This window comes from Nostoc foliaceum FACHB-393 (assembly GCF_014698505.1).
Taxonomy (GTDB): domain Bacteria; phylum Cyanobacteriota; class Cyanobacteriia; order Cyanobacteriales; family Nostocaceae; genus Nostoc; species Nostoc foliaceum_A.
Window position 1 is genome coordinate 41,932 of sequence record NZ_JACJTD010000002.1, and the last position, 26,205, is coordinate 68,136.

At 42.2% G+C, this 26,205-nt stretch carries 22 protein-coding genes and 1 pseudogene; 14 read left to right on the plus strand and 9 right to left on the minus strand.

Annotation, left to right across the window (positions count from 1 at the left end):
- Positions 1-330: 330 nt before the first annotated feature.
- The 6 genes and pseudogenes from H6G92_RS01965 to H6G92_RS01990 all read left to right on the plus strand — a co-directional run bounded on the left by H6G92_RS01965 (position 331) and on the right by H6G92_RS01990 (position 6,476).
- On the plus strand, positions 331-771 hold the full coding sequence (locus tag H6G92_RS01965) for a hypothetical protein (RefSeq protein WP_190890198.1): 441 nt from the start codon (positions 331-333) through the stop codon (positions 769-771).
- Between the two features lie 156 nt (positions 772-927).
- Positions 928-4,629 carry a HEAT repeat domain-containing protein gene (locus H6G92_RS01970; protein ID WP_242059037.1) on the plus strand — a complete coding sequence of 1,234 codons (3,702 nt, stop codon included), beginning with the start codon at positions 928-930 and terminating at the stop codon, positions 4,627-4,629.
- Positions 4,630-4,742: 113 nt separating this feature from the next.
- On the plus strand, positions 4,743-5,018 hold the full coding sequence (locus H6G92_RS01975) for a hypothetical protein (RefSeq protein WP_190890200.1): 276 nt from the start codon (positions 4,743-4,745) through the stop codon (positions 5,016-5,018).
- 222 nt (positions 5,019-5,240) lie between these two features.
- Positions 5,241-5,480: a type II toxin-antitoxin system RelN family antitoxin gene (locus H6G92_RS01980; RefSeq protein WP_190890203.1), complete on the plus strand. Its 240-nt coding sequence runs from the start codon at positions 5,241-5,243 to the stop codon at positions 5,478-5,480.
- The gene (locus tag H6G92_RS01985; RefSeq protein WP_190890205.1) at positions 5,470-5,835 is read left to right on the plus strand and encodes a type II toxin-antitoxin system RelE family toxin; all 366 of its coding nucleotides are present in this window, start codon (positions 5,470-5,472) and stop codon (positions 5,833-5,835) included. Before H6G92_RS01980 ends, H6G92_RS01985 begins: the two co-directional genes overlap by 11 nt.
- A 67-nt stretch (positions 5,836-5,902) precedes the next feature.
- Positions 5,903-6,476: pseudogene (locus H6G92_RS01990) on the plus strand (Uma2 family endonuclease).
- Positions 6,477-6,669: 193 nt separating this feature from the next.
- Here H6G92_RS01990 and H6G92_RS01995 read toward each other — a convergent pair.
- The gene (locus tag H6G92_RS01995) at positions 6,670-6,954 is read right to left on the minus strand and encodes a DUF427 domain-containing protein (protein WP_069070791.1); all 285 of its coding nucleotides are present in this window, start codon (positions 6,952-6,954) and stop codon (positions 6,670-6,672) included.
- Between the two features lie 439 nt (positions 6,955-7,393).
- On the opposite strand from H6G92_RS01995, the gene H6G92_RS02000 reads away from it, so the two are divergent.
- The 3 genes from H6G92_RS02000 to H6G92_RS02010 all read left to right on the plus strand — a co-directional run bounded on the left by H6G92_RS02000 (position 7,394) and on the right by H6G92_RS02010 (position 10,804).
- Positions 7,394-7,798, plus strand: a complete 405-nt coding sequence (locus H6G92_RS02000; protein ID WP_190890207.1) for a hypothetical protein — start codon at positions 7,394-7,396, stop codon at positions 7,796-7,798.
- Positions 7,799-8,488: 690 nt separating this feature from the next.
- Positions 8,489-9,649: a KamA family radical SAM protein gene (locus tag H6G92_RS02005; protein ID WP_190890210.1), complete on the plus strand. Its 1,161-nt coding sequence runs from the start codon at positions 8,489-8,491 to the stop codon at positions 9,647-9,649.
- Positions 9,650-9,814: 165 nt separating this feature from the next.
- Complete coding sequence (locus H6G92_RS02010; protein WP_190890212.1) at positions 9,815-10,804, plus strand: D-alanine--D-alanine ligase family protein; 990 nt, start codon at positions 9,815-9,817, stop codon at positions 10,802-10,804.
- A 15-nt stretch (positions 10,805-10,819) separates the two neighbouring features.
- Here the strand turns inward: H6G92_RS02010 and H6G92_RS02015 are convergent, their stop codons facing one another.
- The 3 genes from H6G92_RS02015 to H6G92_RS02025 all read right to left on the minus strand — a co-directional run bounded on the left by H6G92_RS02015 (position 10,820) and on the right by H6G92_RS02025 (position 15,624).
- Complete coding sequence (locus H6G92_RS02015; protein WP_190890214.1) at positions 10,820-12,196, minus strand: MATE family efflux transporter; 1,377 nt, start codon at positions 12,194-12,196, stop codon at positions 10,820-10,822.
- 279 nt (positions 12,197-12,475) lie between these two features.
- Entirely contained in the window at positions 12,476-14,671 is a 2,196-nt protein-coding gene (locus tag H6G92_RS02020) for a lytic transglycosylase domain-containing protein (protein WP_190890216.1), read from the minus strand.
- Positions 14,672-15,072: 401 nt separating this feature from the next.
- Positions 15,073-15,624: an REP-associated tyrosine transposase gene (locus H6G92_RS02025; protein WP_190890218.1), complete on the minus strand. Its 552-nt coding sequence runs from the start codon at positions 15,622-15,624 to the stop codon at positions 15,073-15,075.
- 525 nt (positions 15,625-16,149) lie between these two features.
- Here H6G92_RS02025 and H6G92_RS02030 point away from each other — a divergent pair.
- Positions 16,150-16,770 carry a Uma2 family endonuclease gene (locus tag H6G92_RS02030; protein WP_190890220.1) on the plus strand — a complete coding sequence of 207 codons (621 nt, stop codon included), beginning with the start codon at positions 16,150-16,152 and terminating at the stop codon, positions 16,768-16,770.
- Here the strand turns inward: H6G92_RS02030 and H6G92_RS02035 are convergent.
- The 5 genes from H6G92_RS02035 to H6G92_RS02055 all read right to left on the minus strand — a co-directional run bounded on the left by H6G92_RS02035 (position 16,733) and on the right by H6G92_RS02055 (position 21,437).
- On the minus strand, positions 16,733-18,040 hold the full coding sequence (locus tag H6G92_RS02035; protein WP_190890223.1) for an FAD-dependent hydroxylase: 1,308 nt from the start codon (positions 18,038-18,040) through the stop codon (positions 16,733-16,735). The genes H6G92_RS02030 and H6G92_RS02035 overlap by 38 nt on opposite strands.
- Before the next feature lie 241 nt (positions 18,041-18,281).
- Complete coding sequence (locus H6G92_RS02040; protein WP_190890225.1) at positions 18,282-19,040, minus strand: YebC/PmpR family DNA-binding transcriptional regulator; 759 nt, start codon at positions 19,038-19,040, stop codon at positions 18,282-18,284.
- A 73-nt stretch (positions 19,041-19,113) separates the two neighbouring features.
- Complete coding sequence (locus H6G92_RS02045; protein WP_190890228.1) at positions 19,114-20,682, minus strand: metallophosphoesterase; 1,569 nt, start codon at positions 20,680-20,682, stop codon at positions 19,114-19,116.
- Positions 20,683-20,788: 106 nt separating this feature from the next.
- Entirely contained in the window at positions 20,789-21,214 is a 426-nt protein-coding gene (locus tag H6G92_RS02050) for a type II toxin-antitoxin system VapC family toxin (protein WP_163936993.1), read from the minus strand.
- Positions 21,215-21,221: 7 nt separating this feature from the next.
- The gene (locus H6G92_RS02055; protein ID WP_190890230.1) at positions 21,222-21,437 is read right to left on the minus strand and encodes an antitoxin family protein; all 216 of its coding nucleotides are present in this window, start codon (positions 21,435-21,437) and stop codon (positions 21,222-21,224) included.
- Between the two features lie 592 nt (positions 21,438-22,029).
- Here H6G92_RS02055 and H6G92_RS02060 point away from each other — a divergent pair.
- The 4 genes from H6G92_RS02060 (at position 22,030) to pstA (ending at position 26,156) form a co-directional block, all read left to right on the plus strand.
- Positions 22,030-23,187, plus strand: a complete 1,158-nt coding sequence (locus tag H6G92_RS02060) for a sulfate ABC transporter substrate-binding protein (RefSeq protein WP_190890232.1) — start codon at positions 22,030-22,032, stop codon at positions 23,185-23,187.
- A gap of 71 nt (positions 23,188-23,258) precedes the next feature.
- Complete coding sequence (locus H6G92_RS02065) at positions 23,259-24,260, plus strand: PstS family phosphate ABC transporter substrate-binding protein (RefSeq protein ID WP_190890234.1); 1,002 nt, start codon at positions 23,259-23,261, stop codon at positions 24,258-24,260.
- A 49-nt stretch (positions 24,261-24,309) separates the two neighbouring features.
- Entirely contained in the window at positions 24,310-25,251 is a 942-nt protein-coding gene (gene pstC, locus H6G92_RS02070) for a phosphate ABC transporter permease subunit PstC (RefSeq protein WP_190890237.1), read from the plus strand.
- 5 nt (positions 25,252-25,256) lie between these two features.
- Positions 25,257-26,156 (plus strand): phosphate ABC transporter permease PstA, encoded by a 900-nt coding sequence (pstA, locus tag H6G92_RS02075; RefSeq protein WP_190890239.1) that lies wholly within the window; start codon positions 25,257-25,259, stop codon positions 26,154-26,156.
- Positions 26,157-26,205 lie beyond the last annotated feature (49 nt).

Here is a 26,205-nt window from a genome sequence, read left to right on the forward strand (position 1 = left end):
CCGCCTTGCGGTAGCCCTGGCGATTAGAAATCGCGGCTACACAAACAAAACCCACCTCCGTGGGTTAAAAATTTGCCTTTTTCATTAGTCCGCGTATAAAGAAGTAGTATGATTTAAGTGATCGCACTCTCCACGATGGACTCTCCAGAATAGGGTTAATTAAAGATTTTTGCAATTCGCTAGTTCCTGGCAACTAAGAACCCAACTGGATAATTGCTACTAAATTGCGTGATATTCTGAGTTATGTTGGCAATAATCGCCAAGCTTTTGCGAAATGGTATTTATCAAGCTTGAAGTAATTACTGACATAAACTTATCTATAGTGAATTTATGGAACCTATGACGCTGACGGCTGTTGTGACTGCGATCGCAACTACTACGCTTTTGACTAAACCACTGGAGAAAATCGGCGAAAACATTGGTGATGCTATATGGACGGCAAGTAGCAAGTTAATAGAAAAGCTCCGCCAAAAGAATAAGTCGCCATTACTCACCAGTGCTGTTGAGGGAAATGAACTGCAGCGTTTAGATTATGGTCAAGCAGTGCTGGAACTGAAAGCCGCAGCAGACCAAGATCCGGAAATTGCTCAAGCAGTTGTGGAAGTAGAAACAGCAGTCAACAAGGACCAGTCTGAGACTGCTAAGGAAATTAAAAAATTAGTAGAACAAATCAACTCGCAGCCCTCAGTTGTCAACAATGCAAAGTTAGCAGATGAGATTAAGAATCTCTTCCAAGGCAATCAATTTAACGCTCCAGTCACGTTTAGCTGACTACAGTCGTTCCAAGGGGAGGATGGGACAAAGTTAACTCCCGATAACTGGCGCAAAGTCTGCCGTGAAATACTCGCAAAACGGCGAAAGCTGACTACAAATCCTCTGACATCAATTGAAGGAGTCATCCTGCAAGTTGATGATGTTTACGTACCACTGGGATTAGTTGAGCGTAAAAAACAATCTAAACGTCAGGGTGATGTTTCTCCAGAACAGGGTTCAGAACTGTACAAGGAGACAGAAATCACCAAAGCATTTGATTATGATGCTTTTCTTAAAGAAGTTCTCAAACAGAAGAACACACCTAAAAGTCAAGGTAAACGGATTGCCATCATTGGCGAACCAGGAGCAGGAAAGACAACACTATTACAGCAGATTGCTGATTGGGTATCTCGTGAGATTGATCAGTCGATTGTCATTTGGGTATCTTTAGCAGATTTGCGAGGTCAGGAACTAAAATCTTATTTATTCGAGACTTGGTTGATTCAGGTGGCTGAGAAAATAGGTAAAGCTGAAGCCACTACGCAACTGAAGGATGATTTTGTTGCTCTATTTAATCAAAATAATGTGTGGCTGCTGCTAGATGGGTTAGATGAAATGTTCGCATCTTCAGGTAATCCTCTCGCAGAAATTGCCCGACAATTCCGTGAAGCAGGATTAATTTCTCAAGCGCGGATTGTACTGACCTGTCGGGTTAATCTGTGGGATAGCAGCATTAATGCACTTGATGATTTTGATACCTATCGCAGTTTAGATTTTTCTTATCCTGAACAGGTAGAGAGATTTATTCACAAACGGTTCGCTACTATTCCCGAAACTGGAAAGCAGTTATGCACTGCCCTGAAAGAATCAGGTAAAGAACGGATTCAAGATTTAGTGAAAAATCCTCTGCGGTTGACGCTGCTCTGCTTGAATTGGCAATCAGGAGATGGTAAATTACCCGATACTCAAGCGGGACTATATCAGCAATTTGTTGATGACTTCTACAAGTGGAAAAAAGATAAATTTACTACAAACTCTGGCCAGCGTCAGCAACTCAATGGCAAACTAGGGGAATTAGCTAAAGAAGCAATAGACAAAGAAGCAACCCGTTTTCGCTTGCAAGAGGATTTTGTTACTCGCTTCTTAGGGAATGCTGAAGATGAAAATTCGCTGCTGAAATTGGCACTAAATCGCGGTTGGCTGAACTGTGTAGGGATAGATACAAATAGAAAACCTGTTTACGCTTTCTTTCATGCCTCATTTCAAGAGTATTTTGCTGCTAAAGCAATTGATGACGGGCATTTCTTTCTCAAGCACGTTCCCCATAATCCCAGCCAAGGAACTTATCGCATCTTTGAACCGCAATGGAAGCAAACAATATTACTTTGGTTAGGGCGAGAAGAAGAAAACCTCAAAAATAAAAAGCAGCAGTTTGTTAATGCTTTGATCAACTTTAAAGATGGATGTGGTAATTGGAATAGAGAAGATATAGATAAAGGATGTTATGAATATCGCGCCTATTTTTTAGCTGCGGCAGGAATTGCCGAGTTTAGAGGTTATTCTAGAGCCGATGAAATACTAGCGCAAATTGTCAAATCGGGCTTTGGTTATTTCAGTATCGAAAAACAGAACTGGACAGAATTTATTTATCCAATTAAAGGGGAAGCTAGGTCTGTATTGCAACAAACAGACCGTACAAAAGCGATCGCCGCCTTGGTGCAATTGCTGCAATCAACTACTGTGGATGACGGCACCCGTAAGCAGGCAGCAGAAAGCTTAGAGAAAATCGGCATTGGCAATGAAATTGCGATCGTCGCCTTGGTGCAACTGCTGCAATCAACTACTGTGGATGACTACACCCGTTGCCAGGCAGCAGAAAGCTTAGGGAAAATCGGCACTGGCAATGAAATTGCGATCGCCGCCTTGGTGCAACTGCTGCAATCAACTACTGTGTTTCACAACACCCGTTGGCAGGCAGCAGAAAGCTTAGGAAGAATCGGCACTGGCAATGAATTTGCGATCGCCGCCTTGGTGCAACTGCTACAATCAACTACTGTGGATGACTACACCCGTTGGCAGGCAGCAGAAAGCTTAGGAAGAATCGGCACTGGCAATGAAATTGCGATCGCCGCCTTGGTGCAACTGCTGCAATCAACTACTGTGGATGACTACACCCGCAGGCAGGCAGCAGAAAGCTTAGGGAAAATCGGCACTGGCAATGAAATTGCGATCGCCGCCTTGGTGCAACTCCTGCAATCAACTACTGTGGATAACGGCACCCGTAGGCAGGCAGCAGAAAACTTAGGGAAAATTGGCACTGGCAATGAAATTGCAATCGCCGCCTTGGTACAACTGCTGCAATCAACTACTGTGGATGACTCCACCCGTAGGCAGGCAGCAGAAAGCTTAGAGAAAATCGGCACTGGCAATGAATTTGCAATCGCCGCCTTGGTGCAACTGCTGCAATCAACTACTGTGTCTTACCGCACCCGTAGGGAGGCAGCAGAAAGCTTAGGAAGAATCGGCACTGGCAATGAATTTGCGATCGCCGCCTTGGTGCAACTGCTGCAATCAACTACTGTGGATGACTACACCCCTAGGGAGGCAGCAGAAAGCTTAGGGAAAATCGACATTGGCAATGAAATTGCGATCGCAGCCTTGGTGCAACTGCTGCAATCATCCACAGTAGTTGACTACATCCGTGGGGAGGCAGCAGGAAGCTTAGGGAAAATCGGCACTGGCAATGAAATTGCGATCGCCGCCTTGGTGCAACTGCTGCAATCAACTACTGTGTATGACTACACCCGTTGGCAGGCAGCAGAAAGCTTAGGAAGAATCGGCACTGGCAATGAAATTGCGATCGCCGCCTTGGTACAACTGCTGCAATCAACTACTGTGGATGACCGCACCCGTAGGGAGGCAGCAGAAAGCTTAGGAAGAATCGGCACTGGCAATGAAATTGCGATTGCCGCCTTGGTGCAACTGCTGCAATCAACTACTGTGGATGACGGCACCCGTAGGGAGGCAGCAGAAAGCTTAGAGAAAATCGGCATTGGCAATGAAATTGCGATCGCCGCCTTGGTGCAACTGCTGCAATCAACTACTGTGGATGACTACACCCGTGGGGAGGCAGCAGAAAGCTTAGGGAAAATCGGCACTGGCAATGAATTTGCAATCACCGCCTTGGTGCAACTGCTGCAATCAACTACTGTGTCTTACCTGACCCGTAGGGAGGCAGCAGAAAGCTTAGGAAGAATCGGCACTGGCAATGAAATTGCGATCGCCGCCTTGGTGCAACTCCTGCAATCAACTACTGTGGATAACGGCACCCGTAGGCAGGCAGCAGAAAACTTAGGGAAAATTGGCGCTGGCAATGAAATTGCGATCGCTGCCTTGGTGCAACTGCTGCAATCAACTACTGTGGATGACTACATCCGTAGGCAGGCAGCAGAAAGCTTAGAGAAAATCGGCACTGGCAATGAAATTGCGATCGCCGCCTTGGTGCAACTGCTGCAATCAACTACTGTGTTTCACAACACCCGTAGGCAGGCAGCAGAAAGCTTAGGGAAAATCGGCACTGGCAATGAAATTGCGATCGCTGCCTTGGTGCAACTGCTGCAATCAACTACTGTGGATAACGACACCCGTAAGGCAGCAATATCAAGCTTAGGGGGAATCCTACGAGACAATGAGCATCGCTTTAAGGTAGTCAAAGCTTTGAGTGGTTGGCGATTGGATGATGAGTACTACGATTTAGCCTGGGAATGCGCTAAGAATATGCCTTACCGCGATTTCTATCAAGCTTGGCATCAGCATAATTTTGCTACTCGTGCAATGCAAAGCTTAAAGAAAATCCTCTTCACAAGAATAGTTTAAGTAATTTTGCAACAACGACGTTACAAATAAAGTTGCCGCAACGCAACAGCTTGTCAATTTGTTACCAAAACAGAAGCGGACGTTAAGAATAAAGTTGTTTTCGTTACCACAACTTGTCCGTTCGTCCACAACACAAGTTGTTTGGTTCAGAATGCTTATCCGTTGTTACAGAAAACTTGTCCGTTCGTCCACAACACAAGTTGTTTCGTCCAGAATGCTTGTCCGTTGTTACAGAAAACTTGTCTGTTCGTTCACAACACAAGTTGTTTTGTTCAGAACGCTTGTCTGTTGTTACAGAAAACTTGTCTGTTCGTTCAGAACACAACTTGTTTCGTCCAGAATGCTTGTGTTTTTGTGACAAAACTTATGTCTTCGTTCACAACGCTTAAACAAAACTTATCAATTAAGTTATTTCGTTAAGAATGCTTATCTATTTGTGACAACCTTTATGCGATCGTTAACAACGCTTAAGCAAAGCTTATCAATGAAGTGGTTTCGTTACCAGAGCTTATCTATTTGTGGCAAATGCTTATGCGATCGTTACCACAGCTTAAACAAAACTTATATATACAAGTCCTATACTATTAACAGCACAACTCAGATTCACGACAATGAAAGCAATTGAAGTCAAGGGAACCGTGAACGAATGGGGTCAAATTTCTTTAGACAAGCCGTTGACTATAGCAAAACACAGCCGCGTCCGAGTCATTGTCTTAATCACGGAAGAGAATGAAGAGGATGATGAACTTGTTGAGTCTGCCTGTGAAAGTTTTCGTCAAGGTTGGTACGATGCAATGACCGGAAATACTATACCTATATCTCAACTGTGGGAAGGTATTGATGCAGAGTGAACCACCTTTGATTCAAGTCGAAGCCACTGCTAAATTTAAACGTAATCTGCGTATCTTAGCCAAAAAGTACCGGAATATTAGTAATGATATTCAACCAATAATAGAACAACTGCAATCAGGAGAATTACCAGGAGACAAAATACCCGGAGTTGGATATACAATTTTTAAGCTACGGGCCAAAAATAGTGATGTTCAAAAAGGTAAAAGTGGTGGGTATCGAGTAATTTATTATTTAAAGACAGATACAAATATTATTTTAGTAACCATCTACTCTAAATCTGAACAAGAAGACATTTCAGCAGAAGAAATTCAACAAATATTAGCTGATTTTAAGCAGCAACATCAAGGAGAATAGACTCGCTTCCTAAAATCCAAGGATAGAAAATGCTAAGATTCTAATCAAATATGGCATTTGCACAGCTATGACAAGTACGCTGCATAAATCAATCTCCTTAGCAGAGTTCCTCAAACTGCCAGAAACAGAGCCTGCTAGTGAATTTATCGATGGTCGTATCTACCAGAAACCAATGCCGCAAGGCAAACATTCTCGGCTACAACTAAAACTTTGTAACGCAATTAGCCAAATAGCTGAAGAACAAGAAATTGCTTTGGCTTTTCCAGAATTACGCTGTACCTTTGGTGGACGTTCGATTGTACCAGACGTGAGTGTATTTGTTTGGGAACGCATTCCCTTTGATGCTAATGGGGAAATTTAAAATACCTTTGGTATTTATCCTGATTGGACAATTGAAATTATTTCACCAGAACAGAATACAACTAACGGTAATTATAAATATTCTTCACTGTCTAAAACACGGTACTCGATTAGAGTGGTTAATCGATCCAGATGAACGCTTAATATTAGTATTTTTGCTAGGACAGCAACTTATAGAGATGACTGGAGATGAAGTATTGCCTGTAGCTGAATTTTTGCAACTGATTTTAACAGTTACACAGGTTTTTGCATGGCTAAAACCAACAAAAGTCAATTCATAAAATGATTAATATTCAGTTAAAAGATGTAAGACTAATATCCCAGAGTTTTTGAATTTTAAAATAAATTCGCAAATAGTTTAAATACGAAGCCCGCTCAGACTTCTCTCTGCGCGGGCAAATTATCTTATGTATGGGCAATTAGCTGGACATAATATCAATGTCCCTGAAACTAAAATACTTTCAGGAACCCTTATTAAGCCTCAACTTTTACACCCTTCCAGAAGGCGACATAACCCTCAATATTCTTAGCTTTCTCCTTAGCACTGGGATAGTACCAAGCAGCATCTTTGTTGATTTGTCCATCCACGTCGATACTGTAGTAGCTAGCGACACCTTTCCAGGGACAAGTGGTGTGAGTATTGCTTTCTGTGAAATACTGCTTGTTAATGGTGTCAACAGGGAAATAATGGTTGCCTTCCACAACTACGGTATTATCGCTCTCGGCTAAAACTGCGCCATTCCAAATTGCTTTCGGCATAAGTGAGTTTGCAAATAAACTATACACTTAACATTTTGACACGTTCAGCTTATTTTATCCTCCTTAACGGCTAACTTACACCAGAGTTTATCCAAGCTCAAATGAATGGTAAGTAAAGTTGAGAGAAAACTTGGCAATGTCAGTATTAATTACAATCAATTTTATTTATCCAATTAAGAATTAAAAGTATTTGCTTTTGTCAGAAAGATTTTCTAGCATATTGGTATGCAAAGTTAATTAGCCAAAACCCAGTTGGATTTTAGTTTATAGCCTAAAGTAAAAAAAATTTAGAAGAGAATATCATCATTACATATATGTGAGCGATCGCACCTTCGATAAACGCTGGCAAACAATTCATTTTATGTGGTTGAAATTGCCAAAAAATAGGATTTGATTACTAGATAAAACTAATTAACCTAGTTCAAATGAGGAAAAATTTATGAAACTTATAAACTTGATCAATTCTGCGCTTATCGTTGCTTGTATTGCTTTTATACCTGAAATTGTTGGCGCTCAAACAGTTAATACTAACAATAGTAGCGGACAACTCAACACAGATGTTAACTCTAATACTTTACATGCTAATTCCACAAAGGCCAGCTATCTCCAACCTTTCAATACTGCCTTTCTAGCTTATCAAGGTTATTTTAAAGAGCAGGGTATTCCCAGTGGGAGCGCTTTAGTATTTAAATACCAAACAGGAAACCTGACTGCAAAAGATGTAGTTCAGGCTGCTATCAAAGCTCACAAATTACCAGCACAAGTTTTGAATGATCCAGGTTATCTTAATGCGGTCGAGTCGCAATTGACATCACTCAGCAATCCTAGCGATTCAGATTACTAAGTACAGGTTTGACAAAGTTTGTAACTGATTTATAGCCTTTCTTGACCTACTAAGGTATGTTGTCGGTTTTTACACCAAAAAATTATTTTCATCCTTAGTGGGTGGATAGTGTTTGGATTCATGCCTTTTTCTTAGCCTGTTTGGCTTTGAAAGAGGTTTTTGGTTTTTCTGGAAATTAGTCATCATCTTTAGCCTGCCTAATACCTATCTCAATCAAAAAAGCTAAATAATTAAATTAACAAGCATAACAGCAGAGTTATATTCTGTGTATAAAGATACTTATTGTTAAACTTTTGGTATCATTTCTAGAGTACTTAAACTTTGTTTTCATGCCTTGTATTCAAGTCGATGTTAAAATTCCACCTCATCTTCATAAAAAGCCAGCTGTTTATGCTGCTAAGGCTGAGGCATTTAAATCTGAGGCAATTATGAACGCTCTTAATCATTGCCGTGATTATACTGAGGATGTGCCAAATCCTTGTTATTAGAGGCAGAAATAGCCATCATCTCTGACATCAAACAAGTCAAACTATTTATATTTCTACGCCACAACAATCACTACCTGTTTGATGAGGAGTTTAATTCAGGATTGGTCACATTTGTCAATAGTTTTTTCTTTTATCTACGAATGCAGGTAAAAGAACTAGGCTGTGATTGGTTTATTATTCTCAGATTAATTTAGTTCTAACCATGATCAAAAACACTATTCTAGAGCCTCTAGTTACCAATGTTCGGTGTGAAGAAATTTGTCAGATTTTAGGAGAGACTTACAATCAAGAACGCTGGAACGATTGGCGCTGGCAAATGCGTCATCGGTTGACTAAGCTGGAACATTTTCAGAAGTTATTAAGGCTTAGTGCTACTGAAGAACAGGGACTTTTAATCGCACCAGAGAAGTTTGCTGTAGCCGTAACCCCATACTTTGCATCACTACTTGATCCAGAAGATCCGCTTTGCCCGCTACGGTTACAAGTCATTCCACGCCAAGAAGAACTAATAGTTAGTACAGCAGACATGGTAGATCCATGCGGTGAAGATAACGATACTCCAGTGCCAGGACTGGTACACCGCTACCCTGACCGGGTGTTGCTGCTTGCTCTAGACACATGCGCTGCTTATTGTCGTTACTGCACCCGCTCTCGTTTGGTGAGCCAAGGTGAGATGTACCCAGTAACCCGGCGCTTGGATGCGATCGTCGCTTACCTAGAAGAACACACCGAGATCCGTGATGTGCTAATTTCTGGTGGTGATCCTTTGTTGATGTCTGATGAACCTTTAGATAATTTGCTTGGGCGGTTACGTGCCATTGAGCATATTGAATTTATTCGGATTGGTTCTCGTGTGCCGAGTTTCTTACCACAGCGAATTACACCGCAACTGGTTGCTTTGCTCCGCAAGCATCGTGTGTGGCTGTCTTTGCATTTTTGTCATGTCCGAGAACTTACCCCAGAAGTGGCGCAAGCTTGCGATCGCCTAGCTGATGGTGGTATTCCTCTAGGTAGTCAAACTGTGCTTTTAAAAGGTGTGAATGACTCTGAAAAAGCTCTCAAGAATCTGTTTCACGGTCTTCTGAAGCTGCGTGTACGTCCCTATTATCTTTACCAATGCGACCCAGTTGTTGGCACCGCACATCTGCGAACGAGTGTTCAAACAGGGCTTGATTTAATTTCTAAATTGCGTGGTCATACTACTGGCTACGCTGTACCAACTTATGTAATTGATGCCCCTGGCGGCGGTGGTAAAGTTCCAATTCAAGCCGAAACTCTAGTTGCTTATGAGAAGGGCACAGCTACAGTGCGAAATTGGGCAGGTGAGACATACACTTATGTAGATCCTGTGGAGCAGGGCTAACACTATATAGTTGATCGCCACGACAAATCTCCTGTATGGTTTGATATTGTTGATCAGATATCTTCGCTTCATTGAGGATTTAGTAATCTTCATTCCTCAATGAAGATACCTAATTTGTACATTAAAGCTAACAGCGAAAGCTTTTTCACTGGGAATTATAAGGCTATGGGGTTATTAATTGGTCTGTGTTATGACTTGAAGGCAGACTACCTTCAGGCTGGTTTCAGTGCATCTGAAGTCATGGAGTTCGACGATGAAGAAACTATCATCGGGTTGGAAGATGCACTATTTCAGTTAGGTCATCAATTTGAACGTGTCGGCAATGGTAGAGAACTGGCTCTGCGTTTGGCAAAAGGCGATCGCTGGGATCTGGTTTTCAATATTGCTGAGGGTTTGCAGGGTCGCTCCCGTGAAGCCCAAGTCCCGGCAGTCTGCGAATTATTTGCTCAACCTTACACCTTTTCCGATCCGCTCACCTGCGCCTTAACGCTAGATAAGGCACTTGCTAAAAGGGTGGTGCGCGATCGCGGTTTGCCTACAGCTCCCTTTGAAGTTGTGAGTACTACCGCAGAAGCAGCAGCCGTGTCGCTGCCAATGCCAGTTTTCCTCAAGCCTGTGGCGGAGGGCAGTTCTAAAGGGGTAACTGAGCGTTCTCTTGTCAAAGAACGCGAGGGGCTAGTCAATACTTATCAAATGTTACGCGAACTTTTTCAGCAGTCCGTACTCGTAGAAACCTTTCTTCCCGGTCGAGAAGTAACAGTGGGCATTATTGGTAACGGTAGCAACTCACAGGTAGTAGGTGTGATGGAAGTAATTTTTACAGGACAAACTGAAGCTTTCGCTTATACCACTCTTAATAAAGATGAGTATCTAGAACGGGTATCTTATCGTTTACTCATAGATCCCGAACCACTGGCAGCACAGGCAAGGCAACTAGCATTGGATGTTTACCATACTCTTGGTTGCCGTGACGCTGCCCGCGTGGATCTGCGCTGCGATGCTAGTGGTGTGTTGCAGTTTATGGAGGTTAACCCACTGCCAGGACTACACCATATCCGCTCAGACCTGGTAATTATGGGACGTTTGGGTGGTGTGACATACACAGAAATCATTGCTGAAATTGTCGAGTCTGCATGGCAAAGGTACAAATGCTGAAATTTTTAGGGCTGTTCAAGCAGACTCAATCTCAGAAGTCAAAAGATAAAAACGCCAAGTTAAAAGCACTGCACCCATAAGTAGCCCTAGTACTAAACCCAACCATAAACCTATAGCACCCCAGCCTAAAGTGAATGTCATCAGATAGCCACCACCTAGACCTACACCCCAGTAAGCGAACATAGTTATTAACACTGGCACTTTGGTGTCTTTCAACCCGATTAATGCACCAGCAGCAATAGTCTGAATACTATAAAATATCTGGACTAATGCCCCCACGGCTAGGAAAGAAGTTGCCGTTTTAACGATCTCGATATTATCCAGATTACTGGTGTCCAAATACATTGCCACAATATAGTTGGGAAACAGCCAAAAAATTAGTGCCACAATGCTCACAATGGGGGTAACAAGCGCAATGCAGATAAATCCTGCTCTGCTTGCACCCCTAAGATCATTTTGTCCTCTCAACTGTCCCACTCTCATCGTGATGGCATAGGAAATACCTATAGAAACCGTTTCGACAAAACTTTCTGTCTCAACAGTAATTTCATGGGCTGCTAACGTCTCTGTCCCAAACCACCCCATCATTAAAGCAGTGGCAGTGAATACTCCAATTTCTGCTCCATACTGCAACCCCAAGAACCATCCAGTTTGAAAGATATCTATAAACATATCTTTATCGAACTGGTGCAGAGCGCGATCAAGCTGGTAATCTTTAAAGTAGTTATCAAAGCAAATCCAACTGGCGGCGGCGATAAAATTCAGCCAAAAAATGAGTGTACTTGCCCAACCTATACCGGCTAAACCAAGGGCTGGTAAACCAAATTTACCGAACATTAGCACGTAATTAGCAGCCGCATTCAATAATAGTCCAGCTACCGTAATTACTGTTAGAAATTGAGGACGATTGAGCGCAGAGCTAACTTCTTTTAAGATACAGAAACCGAGTGCAGCAGGAAAACCCCAAACAATAGACCGCAAATATGTTTGAGCTAATAAAACATTGCTTTCTTCTTGACCAGTCAGCAGCAGCATATAGTCAAAGTGCCAAATGATAAACATCACAGGCAAGCACATGGTTACAGCTAACCAAATTCCTTGGCCGGTAGCTCGGCGAACTTGGTCTATCTTTCCTGCACCAAAGGCATTTGCGACACTCACACCTGCTGCTGAAAGAATAGAACGACAAATGGAAGCTAAGGTAGAAAAGGTAACAGCACCTAAAGCACCTGCTGCTAGGGCTTGGCTGTTAAGTAAGCCCATCATCACCCCATCCAATAAAGGAATGCCCGCTTCTAATATTTGAGTAATTACCAGAGGAACTGCCAATTGCAGGCAGGCTTGGATTTCTAATATCAGTTCTGACTTAAATTCTTTTGAAGTTAACTCCATTGGGGCACAGAAATTAAGGATGGCGCGAAAAAAGTAACATTTAATATATTAAGATATATTAATACCTAAGCCGCGCTCAACTTAAGCTGTGAACAGTGAAATAAGCGATCGCCTGACCCTCTCAACAGAAAAAACCGCGTAGGCGCAGACTAACCTAGGCATCGCCCCACTTAACTATGTGTAAAATTTTGCATTTGAGCTAGAGATGAGGAGAAGTAAAATTGTATATGTGCTTTCCCTGCTCCTCTGCTCTGTACTTGCTCATTCGATTGAGTAAAATTACTGCGTCGGCAATTTGGGGTGTGTAGTTGAGTACTTTGCCACAATGCCAGAAATCTCAGGGTTGTAAAGCCTCAAATAATTCCAGTAGTTGCCAAATACTTGCCGTACATAATTTTTAGTTTCATCAAAGGGAATTTGTTCAACAAACTCATCTGGGTCTTGTGTAGTTAGGGTTTGCAGCCATTTGGAGACATTACCGGGGCCAGCGTTGTAACTGGCGATCGCGAGCAAGGAGTTATTGTTATATTGCTCATGGGTATGATCCAAATACCATGTACCCAGCATGATGTTATCGTTGGGATTTTCTAGGCTTATTGTTTTGAAATCCACTTTGATTTGTGGGGCGATCCATTTAGCTGTACTCGGCAACACCTGCATCAAGCCAGTGGCATCAGCGACGGATTTGATTTTTGGTTCAAACCGTGACTCTTGACGCATCAAAGCAGTGACTAGCAAGGGATTGAGTTGACGCTCAGTAGACCACTTTTCAATCTCTCGAAGATAGGGAAATGGATAACGGGCTTGCCAGTAGGTGATTTGTTTGCTCAGAGTCTCATATTGGGCAAGTTCAGCTGGGATTTCCCGGTCTTCCAATTTAGAAATTTTGTCAATTCCGATGAGATTTTCTCCCTTAGCCAGCCGCATCAACCCTTCAGTAAATTGCTCTGCTACCGTTGGCTGAATTTTGTTTTGAAATTCTGTTTGCCATTGTAACCAGGCATCACGGTCTTGACCCAGCAGATACAATTCTTTGAAAGTTTCAGAGCCAGCCGGCGGTAACGGACGCTGGGGTGCGATTACTTCTGGGTTCATGACGCGCACGTTGTCAAAGTTGCCAACATTTAGCCCCAACATTGTCGCGGCTCGCCATGCATAGTATGAGTAGGGAAACTGGCTAACCACATACTCATAAGCAGTTTGAGATTCCTGCTGTTTCCCTAGTGAAGCTGCCCATTTTCCTACCCAAAAGCCTGCTCTCGGAGCCAAAATACTGTTGGGATTGTTGTTGACAATTGGTTCTGCCCATTGCCAAGCACCGACGTAATCTTTAGCTTTGGCTTTATCTTGGGCTATTTTCCAGCGGTACTCTGCCGCTTCATTAGAATTGCCGTATTTGGCTATGAGTAATTGCCACGCTGCGCTAGCTGCCTTTTGATCCTTGAGAGTTTGGAGAATTTTAGCTTTTTGTACCAGTGCAGTACTAGCTTGTTCCGGAAATTTACTAATTACTTGGTCAAGATAGGGTAAGCCGTCTTTACCTGTTTTTGCGGTTTCTGCTAACCGTAGTAGCGCAGTCCCAGTTTCCTCAGCATTTGGAAATTGCTGTACTAGTAGTTTATAAGTGGCGATCGCTTTTTCTTTATCTTTGCCTCCTACCTGTAAGCCTCGTGCAGTGCGGTAGAGGTTGCGCGATGTTTTAGGTGCTTTGGCATAAGCATTCGCCGCTTTGAGAAATTGATTATTTTCCCAATAGCTTGTACCAATGAGTTCCCAGTCTTCGGGTTTGAGGGTAGGCTGTTTTACCAACTGATCCAAAACGCCCACTATACCAGGTTGGTCATAGGCATATTTAGCCAAAATCAATTGTAATTGTGGCTGATTGGGATTTTCTTGTAAGCGTTTACGAATAATTTCCCAAGTTAGAGGATTGGAAGGAAATTGAGCGATCGCTATTTCTTGCTGCTTCGGTAGGGCAATCAAATATAGTGCTTTTACTGCGGCCGCTTCTTTGGGATACAGTTTCAGTACACTTTGCCTAAGATCCGAGGCTTTACCATCTTCCCCCAGCATATCCTCTGCCTGCGCCTGTTTCAGCAAAATGTAGGGCGCAAGAATAGGATAGTCTTTCTCTAAGCCTTGCAGTAAAGCTAGGGCTTTTTGCGCTTGGGTTCTTTCAATATAATCACTCGCTAAAAGATAACGAGCGCGATTTCGGTCAGGCGATCGCGACTGCCCTGCGATTTCTGCTAGTTTTGCCGCCCGTTCTGGCAGAGATTGTGATATCAGTGGAAAGACGGCTGATTGAGCAATACTAGCATCAGATGCTTGCTCTGCCTGATTCTTACCCAGTTTGAGCCATTGCCCAACGGATTTACCAATCTCAGGTGCTGATACCATTGCCCCAGCTAAAAAGGCAAAGAGTGCCGCACCCGCAATTATGGAAATTTGTTTTTTCTGTAGTTTCTTCAGCATGAATACCCGCTGAAAAGTTCCGATGAATTTCCTGAAACTTTAACACTCTTAACCATCAGTGTTACCAATTTTTAATTTTAGATTTTTAATTTTATGTAGAAAAATCTTAATTTTCAATCCTACTGTTGGCAGTAATGAGTAATTAACACATATTAGATACTATTGCATCTATCTTTGGTATGTCATAAATGATTTGTCAGAAGAGGAGAAAAGTCTATAGATGCTGCGGCTACTCTACGAGAGACTGCACCCTAAGCGTAGCTATGCCGCAGGCTTTACGAAACGCAACATAAATTAATTTATACCCGCGCTTCCCTGGTGGAAAAGCTGTTCGCAGTGCGATCGCCCGATCTTGTAGGATGCGTTAGCAGCAGCGTAACGCATCACCCAAAACCTTGAACTCACCGATCCCATACCTCTAATAAGGGCATCAATTCCTCCTTCATTCCCCAATCAACCGAATAAATACCCTGTGCTACATATCGGTGAAAACTTGAAAACTTCCAATCGATTACTCGCTGACACAACCCATGTTGTACTGGATTGTAATGGATATAATCACAATGCCGCGCAAAATCAGCATCATCTCGAATCCAATGTTCCCAAAATCGTCGCTGCCAAAGATTGCTCTCTCTGCGTTTCTGCCGTGATTCACTCCGGTTTGCCAGCAACTGTAGCTTAGACGCTCCTTGCTTGGTGACATCGCTTTTAATCAATCGCCAACGAGTTGCATAATCACTATCATTGGGTGGTAAAGTCCAGATGCAGTGGATGTGGTCAGGTAACAACACAATGGCATCGATCACAAACGGATATTTTTTACGAACCTTGAGAAATGCAGACCGCAGCAAAGGACGGGCAATATCCGTGCAAAGCCACGGTTGTCTTTGATGTGTGACCTGGGTAAAGAAGTAAGTGCCGCCCTCAATCCTTATTCTGCGGTAATTGGTCATTGAATGATGCTATTCGGATTTGTTGATTAGTTTGCCCAAATCCAGCTGAGAATCCATAATTCAGCACGTTGATTACATGGGGGATGCGTTACGCTGGCGCTAACGCATCCTACAAGATTAGCGATCGCTCTATAAAGTAGAAGATATTTCTGTAAGAAGATTGTCTAATTGCTTCTGAAATGCTTTTAGTCCACCCTTCTCATCCCAGTATTGGTGAAATTGGTGCATCTTATTCTTTTCGGCTAAATTATGGGCAGCACCATCACTGAAAACATAATAATTGCATTGCCATCGGCTAAAGATCCTGTATAGTGCGATCGCCCGATCTTGTAGGATGCGTTAGCAGCAGCGTAACGCATCACCTAAAACTTGCCATAGCAATTTCTCCATTCTTTGGGCAGCCAATTCGTAAGCGTTTATTTTGAGCTATAGCGATCGGACTGTAAAAGGTTAGGCTAATTTGCAAGCAATGCGATCGCTGAATTAGAGATAATATTTCTATGATTCAGTAATTCTCTATCATCTATGACTCAAGCCATACCCAAGCTAGTAACCTTTGAGGAATTCGTCGATTGGCTACCCGAAAATCGACGAGTCCGCTACGAATTACATAAAGGAAAAATTGTTGAGATGGCACAACCAGTAGGGGAACACGAAGAAGTTAAAGGATTTCTAGGTATCGAAATTCCTTTTGAAATCAAGCGTCTAGGATTGCCCTACTTCATACCTAACCAAGTTATAGTTAGACCTCCTGAAAAAGATTCTGGTTACTTACCAGATGTGTTGGTGCTAAACCGTGCAAATATGGAAAACGAGAAATTATGGAAAAAAGAATCTACTGTTAGTTTGGGTGCATCAATACCTTTGGCAATTGAGGTTGTATCAACTAACTGGCGAGACGATTATTACTTGAAGTATGCTGACTATGAAGAGATGGGTATCCCAGAATACTGGATTGTCGATTATGCTGCCTTGGGTGGACGTAATTTTATCGGCAATCCCAAACAACCGACAATCACCGTGTGTAACTTGGTTGATGAAGAATATCAAATAAGTAAGTTTCGAGATAACGATCGCATTGTCTCCCAAACTTTTCCTGAATTGAATCTCACCCCAAACCAGATTTTTCAAGCTGCTGTGGTATAGCGTTTAAGCCTGATAGTTTTGCTAATTCTGGAGTTCGTCCCTTCAAGCCAATCATCAACTTCAGCATAAAGACCTTTAAAACGGGTACTCGCTGCAAAAACCATAAACCCAGGCGACGCACCAATACCACAGGTAAGAAATTATTAGAAAACATCCGATCTAACAAATCGGTGAAACCTAAAATCGTCAGGTTTTCCAGCTTGCGCCAGCGTTCATAACCTTTAAGAATCTGAATATCGCCAATATCTTTACCCGCTTGGTGCGCTGTTTGGATTATTTGCGCCAAAGCTGCTGCATCCCGAATGCCCAGATTTAAACCTTGTCCGCCGACAGGATGGCAATTGTGCGCCGCATCACCAATTAATGCCAGCCGGGGAAGAACATAGCGATCGCTTTGCATGAGTTGTACCTGGAATACAAAGCGATCGCCTAGTAATTCCAATTTCCCCATTTGATCGCCATAGCGACGGGTGAGTTCTGCCAAAAATTGCTCATCATCTAAAGCACATAAAGCTTTTGCTTCTTCGTGAGGGGCTGTCCACACAATGCGGCAACGGTTCCCCGGTAAAGGTAAAATCGCAAAGGGCCCGCTAGACCAAAATCTTTCGTAAGCGGTGTTGTTGTGCGGTTTTTCTGGTTTTACAAATGCTACGATGCAAGACTGCCAATATTTCCAGCCAGAAGTTTTGATACCAGCAGCTTGACGAATTGGCGATCGCGCCCCATCTGCTGCTATCAGTAATTTGCTCCGAACTGTCCGTAACTGATCAGCAACTTTAATATCTATCGCGACTATATCTTGCTGGTACCGCGTATTTACCACTTCAGCCGGACACAGATAAGTCACATTTGGACAATTTTGGACAAACTCCTGCAACGGCTGTAACAGCGCTTGGTGTTCCGCCACATAACCCAACTCTGCTGTATCTATATCATCTGTGGTAAATTCCACCACATTGGGATAGTCGGCATCAGAAAGACGAACTCGGCAATATTTGGCGATTTGAGGCAATATTTTGTCCCAAACTCCAATTCCTTGGTAAATTAACGCTGAAAGCTGATGAACTGCATAGGCTTGCCCCTTAGCCACCGCCGCTGATGCCACTTTTGCCTCAATCAGCAAGATACTCAAGCCAGAATCTTTTAAAGCAGAGGCTAGAGTTAACCCAATAATCCCACCGCCGACAATTACCAAATCATATTCATATCCCCGCTCATTTGGCGGTGTTGGTTGAGGGGGAAGAGTTTGCTCAAGCTGCGTTAAGGCCATTGTTAAGTTAGGTAACAGCGTCTTTACTCTTATTTTGACGCGATCGCGCCCTCTTGAGCAAGTTGATTAAAAAAACCACTGATTGAGATGCTCCCAATTGAGAGAGAGGGATTCTAGCGGAGGTTAAATGCTCAAAAATACTCACAACCATCAGAGTTGCTGGCAGTTCAAAGTTCTATGTAACATTCTTGACTTTATAAAAATAACTGCTATTTGCTTATAATACCTGTGTGAATCCAGATTAAGAAAGGCTGAGAGCCATTAATTCTTCTGATATTTCAAAGTTAGATGTGACATTTTGCACATCATCCAAGCCTTCTAGAGTATCAATTAACTTGAAAAGCGATCGCGCCTGATCTGGATCGGTAACTTCTACACTATTACTGGGAATCCAGCGAAATTCGGCATCAGTTACCTTAAAGCCTTGAACTTTGAGTGTCTGGCTAAGGGTTTCTAAATTGCCAATGTCAGTAAATACCTCAGCCATCTCATCTTCAGCCATCTCATAAGACTCAGCACCACCTTCAAGGGATGCTTCTAAAAGCTGTTCTTCGTCAACCACACCCTGCACTACACAAACGCCTTTTTGCTCAAACATCCAGCTAACACAACCTATTTCACCAAGATTGCCACCATTTTTACTGAAAGCTACACGCAAATCAGCAGCAGTGCGATTGCGATTATCTGTGAGGGCTTCAATTAAAATCGCTACACCACCAGGGCCGTAACCTTCATAGCGAATCGCTTCAAAGATAGTATTATCCCCGCCAAAAGTGCCTGCACCTTTAGCGATCGCTCGTTCAATATTATCATTGGGGATACTCGCTGCCTTTGCCTTATCAATTGCCGTGCGAAGTTGAAAATTCAGCGCTGGATCTGGTACACCGCTTCTAGCCGCAACGATAATCGCCCTCGATAACTGAGTGAAGGTTTTTCCCTTTTTTGCATCTACTACGGCTTTTTGGCGCTTAATATTTGCCCATTTACTATGTCCTGCCATAATCTGAAATTATCAAAACTCTATTCAAGATTAGGATATAAACGCTTGCAATAACCAGGGTGAGGTTTTTTATTTAAATCACAAAAGGTTCAAGCTCGCGGTTATGCCACTCTTGTTCAACCCGTTCAGTAATAAGCGGTCTGATGATAAACTTGGGCGGGCAACCATCCAGAACATCAATCCGCACACATGAGTAAGGCAGGCGCTTTTGGAATTTGTAATCATGACGACCCACAAAAAGCTTTGAATCGGCAACTTTCCGAGTGGGTTTACCTGCAATTTCCGTAAAAGTTTCCATCAATTCAGTCCCCTCTCGCCGTTGATAACGGGGACGATGACCACTACCACCAGAGATAATGCAGTTAATGTGGGAGTCAGCAAATCCGGTATCAGTTGTGCACAGATGTTCCAAACAGTGAGCGTGACCATTTAAAATCAAATCCACTATGGGACGTTCTTTAATTAAAGAACCAAGAGTTTCTGCCACTTGTTCAAATACCCAGCGCAAGCGGTGGCGAACTGCTAAGGTTTGCGCCTGATCCCACTTGGTAGCTTCTGTGACGTATGGTGGATGGTGGAAAAAGATAATCCGTCCTCGCACTTCAGAGGTGTTCCAAGATTCGATTAGTCTGCTTCGCAACCATTCAAGTTGTTCAAAGTCGATCGCAGGCATTCTCTGAGATGCCAATTGTTTTTCAATATCGATTTTGATCTCGTTTATTTGCTCTAATTTGGCACTAAGTTCATCAAGTTGTTCCGCTTCGATGGGTTTATCGGGGTTCAGGCGATCAGATATTTTCAAAATCTGCAATTCTTCTTGATCTATTTCCTGGCGACGCTTTTGCAATTCCCGGCGGTAAATTTCTCCCTCTTGAGTTGCAGGTAAAGGTGATGGTGTATTAAAGGTGTTGGAATCCAAAGCGAAAAAGTCAATCCCGCCGTAACGAAAGGTGTAATAGCGATTGGGTAAGCGGGTAAACTGTCCAGGTTCGTAACGCAAACAGCGCCCTGTGTCGGTCTTAGCAGTATAGTGTTGATCTAGATGACGTTCTAATTCTGAAGAGGACATCGCCCCTGTATAGTCCATAAATGCCCGTGCATAGGCATTACCTTGATATGATCCATGCCAGCCAATCTCAATATCTTTGTAGCGCAACAGGCGACGTAATGAAGATGTTGTTCCAGTAAACAAACGGTACATCAACGGTACATCGTAGTAATCATGATTACCAAGTACTGGCAAGAATGGCAGATTAAACACCATGCGATCGTAGGGAATATCTTTCGAGTTGTCGCCATTTACAAGAAATTCCTGGTAAGGCTCAATAAAGTTTGTCGAATAATACTCTTGGGAACCCACCACATAAATTACATCGCCTGTGTGCAACACAAAACTGCAATCATCGCGGTGAGGAAGCATTAGTTCAGCAACTTTCCGTTGGGGGTGGTGCCGATAATGGGATTGGGTGCCAGAATCACCGATAACCATAAAGGAAAATTCTGGACTATTATGCCTGCCATCATCTATAACCATGCAGGTTTGATCAATTCCCCGTTGCACAAAACTTGGATGCATCCACCGCACCCGTTCCTTCATCTTTTGAATTTTTACAGGAATCGGTGGATCGGAAATCAATTTCATGGCTGATAACTCTTGAATGCCTAATGCACACACCGATTGTAACGAAATATTTAATTGTCATTAGTCATTTGTGAATAACCAATCCTCAATCCCTAATTCCCAATCTTTAAGGCAAATTTTCTCGTAGTAATGCTCGAAAGCCTGCTTGTTGAAAATGCTCATCAGCAGTCAGCGCTTCAGTGATTCCACTATATTGCATAACTATAAAAGATACGCAATCCACAAATCCCCATTCTTTCTCAGTTCGTTCCCGATATAGCTCGAAAGCACGTTCGTAGAGTTCCTGGGAGAGGGGGACAATTTCCACTTTGGAGTCTGCTACTAGAGAATTTAATAATATAATTGCCGCTTGACGATAAGGTTGTTGGGATAAGGCATTGCCAATTTCCAACATCACCGCCTGTGTTGTCACCAAGCGAGTTTCTGCCGCTTGTAACATTTTAGCCAGATGTAAGGCTCGGTCATGCAAGCGATCGCTCGGTGCAGATAAGGCAATGGCAAATGATGTATCAAGAAAGACTTCAGAATGCATGGAAAGTTTACTTACTGTACAAATATTTATCTATATTGGTAGACCAGTCAGCTGGCCCATCTAGGTTGAGCGATCGCGCTGTTTGCAGAAATGATACCGTTTCGTGTTCACTTGGCGGTAAAATTTCAATACTGATTCGCACACGGGTATTGATTGGCAGTGCGATCGGTTCAGCCGGATAGAACACTTTGCCATTAAACACAGCTGTGATTTTTTCTACCATTGTTTGCAAAAAACGCTTTTAGTCTATCCTAAGCTGGTTGTAGCAATACGGGTAGAGTAGACGACGCAATAACTAGTGAAGATACTTATACCTGTCTTACGAATTATATCGATTTTTCACAATTGCCTAAGCCACTGACCGAACTAATGTTAAGTAAGTTCGACAAACCTTTCCCTCTCAGACTCGGCTAGCGTGTACACCAAGTTATCGAATTACCCAAAATAAAAGAAAAACCTCATCTTGTCCAATCGGACATCTGTCTCCTTAGTAAGGAGACAGATAGGTTTGACGTAGTAAAACCAGGGTTAGATATTTTACAGACAAAAGGGAAAAATTTTTGTTTTTTCTCAATCCTTAGCAACAAATTTTTGTAGCTATTCTATACATAAATACGTATGTAGGCTGGAAATAAATCAAGCTTTTAGAGTTGCGTAAAGCGCAGAGCTTAAACACTATTTTTGCTACTTTGATGAGTAACTGCTGACTTAGTAAAAATAGTTAAAGCTAGATGAGAAATATTGTTTTATATGTCCTATACTTCTCTTAATTACGGTATTCGCCTAGAAATACCGTAGATTTAAGGGTGATTCTGATGAGCAAGTCGCAACAGCTGACACAATTAAGTAAATTACTAAGTGAAGGTATGCAGGCTTATGTCATAAAAGCTGTGCAGGCTATACAACTCTCCTATCAATACACAATTAAGAGTTTGTTCAATAGACACACTGTGCAAAGCTTCGTGAGTCTGTTTCTCATAGGTGCTTTTTTGAGTATAGCAGTTGCCTCCTGCTCTGGAAGGAGTTCAGCTAGCAAAAATGATGTTAATCTCAAACTAGTTTCTTTCTCTGTTACCAAAGCAGCTCATGACCAGATAATCCCCAAATTTGTCCAAAAGTGGAAGCAAGAACATAACCAAAACGTCACTTTTGAGCAAAGTTATGGGGGTTCTGGCGCTCAAACTGCTGCTGTGATTTCCGGTTCGCAAGAAGCAGACATAGTACATTTGGCACTTCCCCTAGATGTCAACAAAATTCAGCAAGCGGGTTTGATTAAATCAGGCTGGGAAATCAAAGCTCCGAGAAGTGGTATCGTTAGTAGATCGGTTGCTGCGATCGTTACGCGCGAAGGCAATCCCAAAGGCATCAATACTTGGGCAGACTTGGCAAAAGATGGCGTGAAAGTGATTGCAGCTAACCCAAAAACTTCTGGTATTGCTATTTGGGAATTTTTGGCTTTTTGGGGTTCGATAACTCTAACAGGCGGTGATGAGGCGACAGCGCTAGATTATGTTACCAAAGTTTATAAAAATACCTCTATTTTAACGAAAGATGCCCGTGAGGCTAGCGATTTATTCTTCCAAAAAGGTGAGGGAGATGTCTTAATTAACTACGAAAATGAGGTGATTTTGGCGGAAAAAAAGGGGACGAAATTGCCTTATGTTGTACCACAAGTCAATATTTCTATTGATAATCCTGTAGCGGTAGTCGATAAAAACGTCGATAAACACGGTACAAGAGAAGTTGCACAAGGGTTTGTTGATTTTCTTTACTCTACAGAAGCTCAACGGGAATTTGCCAAATTACAATATCGTCCTGTTAACCCCACCGTTACCCAAGAAGTAGCATCAAAATATCCCTCAATTAAAACTTTATTCACATCTCAAGATTTAGGTGGTTGGGATATTATCCAGAAGAAGTTTTTTGGAGATGGGGCAATTTTTGATAAAGTCCAAGCTGCGAACAAAGCATAATATCCCTTTTTTCATGCAGCGTTACCTACACTTTGCAGTTAGCCAAGTTACTCCATCTGAATTGATAATTTATGAGATTTAATAGCAGATTTAAGGATGGCTTTTTTCTCACATGTTTAATGTTTATTGGCAGCAGTATCACTGCTTGTAACGGCGGACAAGAACTGAAAAGCCAGGTGAGTATTGATGGTGCAGCCGTAGGTTTTCCTGTTTCTTTAGCAGTTGCAGAAGAATACGGTAAGGTTAAACCTGAAGCTAAAGTTAGCGTTGCCTCAAGTGGTACTGGTGGTGGTATTAGTAAGTTTTGTGCTGGCGATATTGATATTGTTGGTGCTTCTCGTACTATTAGGGATGAAGAAATAAAAAAATGTAAAAGTAAGAATATTGAATTTGTTGAGTTCCCCATAGCTTTAGACGGCATCGCTGTGATTGCCAACCGTCAAAATAATTTTGCCAAATGTCTAACTATAAAGGAACTGAGTACGATTTGGAGCGCTAAATCAGACGGTAAAATCCTGAATTGGAATCAAGTTAATCCCAAATTTCCTAACCAACAGCTGAAGCTTTATGCTCCGGCTTCTGATACTGGAACGTTTGATTATATGACTCAAGCTGTGACTGGCAAAGCCAAGAATGGTCGTACAGATTATACTCCCAGTCACAATCAAAATTTGCTCGTGCAAGGAGTTTCAGGTGACGTATCAGCTTTAGGTTATGTAGGCATATCTTACTATATTCAAAACCAAGATAAACTCAATTTAGTTGCTGTCGAAAGCCCTACAGGAAAATGTGAAAAACCAGTTCCGGTAGATAATGTGATCAAAAATATCTATACACCTTTGTCTCGTCCTCTATTCATCTATGTCAGTAAAAAATCTTTAGATAGTAAGCCAGCAGTCAAAGAATTTGTGGAATTTTATCTAGAAAATTCTTGGAAGTGGGTAGATAGCGTGGGGTATGTAGCATTACCTGATGAAGCTTATGTCAAGGTAAAACGAAAATTGGCTACTGGTGAAACTGGTACAAAATTTAAAAAAGCAAAACCAGGTGAGCCAATCACAAACTTTATTTAAATAAAGTACCAGTCTTTGTAGTGTCATTGTATTCAAAATTGAACTGTTTATGCAAAATAGCAATTCTGAAGAAGATTCTTATCAACTGTTCAGACAGTCACTAGAGAAAAATGCATCTGAAGATATCTTAGAAAAGATTATTGCGGCGATTTTATTTGCTTGTGCTTTAGTTTCGGTTTTAACTACCTTTGGTATTGTCTTAATTATTTTTCAGGAGGCATTTGGTTTTTTCCAAGAAGTTACCTTTGCTCAATTCTTTCTTGATACTAAGTGGACACCTCTATTTGCAGATAGACATTTTGGTGTTTGGCCCTTGATAGCTGGTACTTTCTTAACTACAGTTATAGCTATGGCAGTTGCTATCCCCTTGGGTTTATTTTCTGCCATTTATTTAAGTGAGTATGCTCAACCCAAAGTAGCAGCAATTTTACGTCCAGCAGTGGAACTTTTAGCAGGGATACCAACTGTAGTATATGGTTACTTTGCGCTGTTGTTCCTCACACCTTTGCTGCGGAATATTATCCCTCTAGAAATATTTAATGCCTTGAGTGCAGGGTTAATGATGGGGATAATGATTACTCCTACTGTTGGTTCCATCAGCTTAGATGCTATTCGAGCAGTCCCACATTCTTTGCGTGAAGGAGCTTACGCTTTAGGTATCACTAAGCTGGAAAGCATTTTTAAAATAGTTCTCCCAGCAGCGCTTTCTGGAATTATAGCCTCGATTATTTTGGGTATTTCTCGCGCTGTGGGTGAAACGATGACTGTCCTTATCGCCGCAGGTCAACAGCCAAAGCTGACTATTAACTTTGCGGAATCAGTAGAAACAATGACAGCTTACATGGCACAAATTTCTGGTGGAGATAGTCCGCGTGGTAGCCTCAGTTTCAAGACTTTATATGCTGTGGGCGCTCTTTTATTTCTAATAACCCTAGCTTTGAATATTGTTAGTTACTGGATTGCAAATCGCTTTAAAGAAAAATACGATTAAGAAGTATGGCTACAAGTTATCAACAAGATGATTCTCTAGATTCTGGGGCAGAGTTTACTGATAATGTTGAGAGTAGAGAGACGTTAGGAAAAATATTTGAAATAGTTTTTTTGTTAGGATTGCTGATTGGTATATTTATTCTGGCTTTGCTACTTTTTGATATTTTTCGAGATGGATTAGCTAGATTTTTAACCCCCGGTTTTCTAACAGAAACCCCTTCTCGTTTTCCTGACCAAGGTGGCATTCGTCCTGCTATTGTCAGCAGTATCCTTTTAGGAATTATTGTGATTGGAGTCACTGTCCCCATTGGTGTCGGAGCAGCTTTATATCTAGAAGAGTATGCACCTAAAGCTTGGTGGACAGCGATTATTGAGATTAATATCAGCAATCTGGCGGGTGTGCCTTCTATTGTCTATGGATTGCTGGGTTTAGGAGTTTTCAATTATTTGCTTGGGTTCGGCCCCGCTTTGATTTCTGGTGCATTGACTTTATCTTTGTTGTCTTTGCCAGTAATTATTGTGACAGCTAGAGAAGCAATTCGTGCTGTCCCGGATTCCTTAAGAAATGCTTCCTACGGCTTAGGTGTCACCAAATGGAAAACTATTAGTAGTCATGTCATACCCTATGCTATTCCCGGTATTTTGACTGGGGTGATTATCTCTGTATCCCGCGCTATTGGTGATGCAGCCTCTCTAATTGTTGTAGGTGCTGTGGGTTTTCTCACCTTTAACCCTGGTTTGTTCCAGAGATTTATGGCATTACCCATTCAAATTTATAGTTACATTACTCGTCCTGAACCGGGTTTTGCAGATGCAGCCGCAGCGACCATTATTGCGTTGTTGCTCTTGATTTTAGTTTTAAATGGTGTAGCAATTTATATCCGGCAACGCTTCTCAATACATTAGGTAATGAAATATCTAATTGATTACATTCACAGATATTAGGAAATACGCA

Bases quoted from the DNA above. Each gene is read 5' to 3' on its own strand.
- H6G92_RS02055 (WP_190890230.1), bottom strand. From the start codon at position 21,437: ATGGTAGAAAAAATCACAGCTGTGTTTAATGGCAAAGTGTTCTATCCG.
- H6G92_RS02040 (WP_190890225.1), bottom strand. From the start codon at position 19,040: ATGGCAGGACATAGTAAATGGGCAAATATTAAGCGCCAAAAAGCCGTA.
- H6G92_RS02060 (WP_190890232.1), top strand. From the start codon at position 22,030: ATGAGCAAGTCGCAACAGCTGACACAATTAAGTAAATTACTAAGTGAA.
- pstA (WP_190890239.1), top strand. From the start codon at position 25,257: ATGGCTACAAGTTATCAACAAGATGATTCTCTAGATTCTGGGGCAGAG.
- H6G92_RS01985 (WP_190890205.1), top strand. From the start codon at position 5,470: ATGCAGAGTGAACCACCTTTGATTCAAGTCGAAGCCACTGCTAAATTT.
- H6G92_RS02045 (WP_190890228.1), bottom strand. From the start codon at position 20,682: ATGAAATTGATTTCCGATCCACCGATTCCTGTAAAAATTCAAAAGATG.
- H6G92_RS01995 (WP_069070791.1), bottom strand. From the start codon at position 6,954: ATGCCGAAAGCAATTTGGAATGGCGCAGTTTTAGCCGAGAGCGATAAT.
- H6G92_RS02030 (WP_190890220.1), top strand. From the start codon at position 16,150: ATGACTCAAGCCATACCCAAGCTAGTAACCTTTGAGGAATTCGTCGAT.
- pstC (WP_190890237.1), top strand. From the start codon at position 24,310: ATGCAAAATAGCAATTCTGAAGAAGATTCTTATCAACTGTTCAGACAG.
- H6G92_RS02025 (WP_190890218.1), bottom strand. From the start codon at position 15,624: ATGACCAATTACCGCAGAATAAGGATTGAGGGCGGCACTTACTTCTTT.
- H6G92_RS02010 (WP_190890212.1), top strand. From the start codon at position 9,815: ATGGGGTTATTAATTGGTCTGTGTTATGACTTGAAGGCAGACTACCTT.
- H6G92_RS02035 (WP_190890223.1), bottom strand. From the start codon at position 18,040: ATGGCCTTAACGCAGCTTGAGCAAACTCTTCCCCCTCAACCAACACCG.
- H6G92_RS01965 (WP_190890198.1), top strand. From the start codon at position 331: ATGGAACCTATGACGCTGACGGCTGTTGTGACTGCGATCGCAACTACT.
- H6G92_RS01980 (WP_190890203.1), top strand. From the start codon at position 5,241: ATGAAAGCAATTGAAGTCAAGGGAACCGTGAACGAATGGGGTCAAATT.
- H6G92_RS02065 (WP_190890234.1), top strand. From the start codon at position 23,259: ATGAGATTTAATAGCAGATTTAAGGATGGCTTTTTTCTCACATGTTTA.
- H6G92_RS02015 (WP_190890214.1), bottom strand. From the start codon at position 12,196: ATGGAGTTAACTTCAAAAGAATTTAAGTCAGAACTGATATTAGAAATC.
- H6G92_RS02000 (WP_190890207.1), top strand. From the start codon at position 7,394: ATGAAACTTATAAACTTGATCAATTCTGCGCTTATCGTTGCTTGTATT.
- H6G92_RS02050 (WP_163936993.1), bottom strand. From the start codon at position 21,214: ATGCATTCTGAAGTCTTTCTTGATACATCATTTGCCATTGCCTTATCT.
- H6G92_RS02005 (WP_190890210.1), top strand. From the start codon at position 8,489: ATGATCAAAAACACTATTCTAGAGCCTCTAGTTACCAATGTTCGGTGT.
- H6G92_RS02020 (WP_190890216.1), bottom strand. From the start codon at position 14,671: ATGCTGAAGAAACTACAGAAAAAACAAATTTCCATAATTGCGGGTGCG.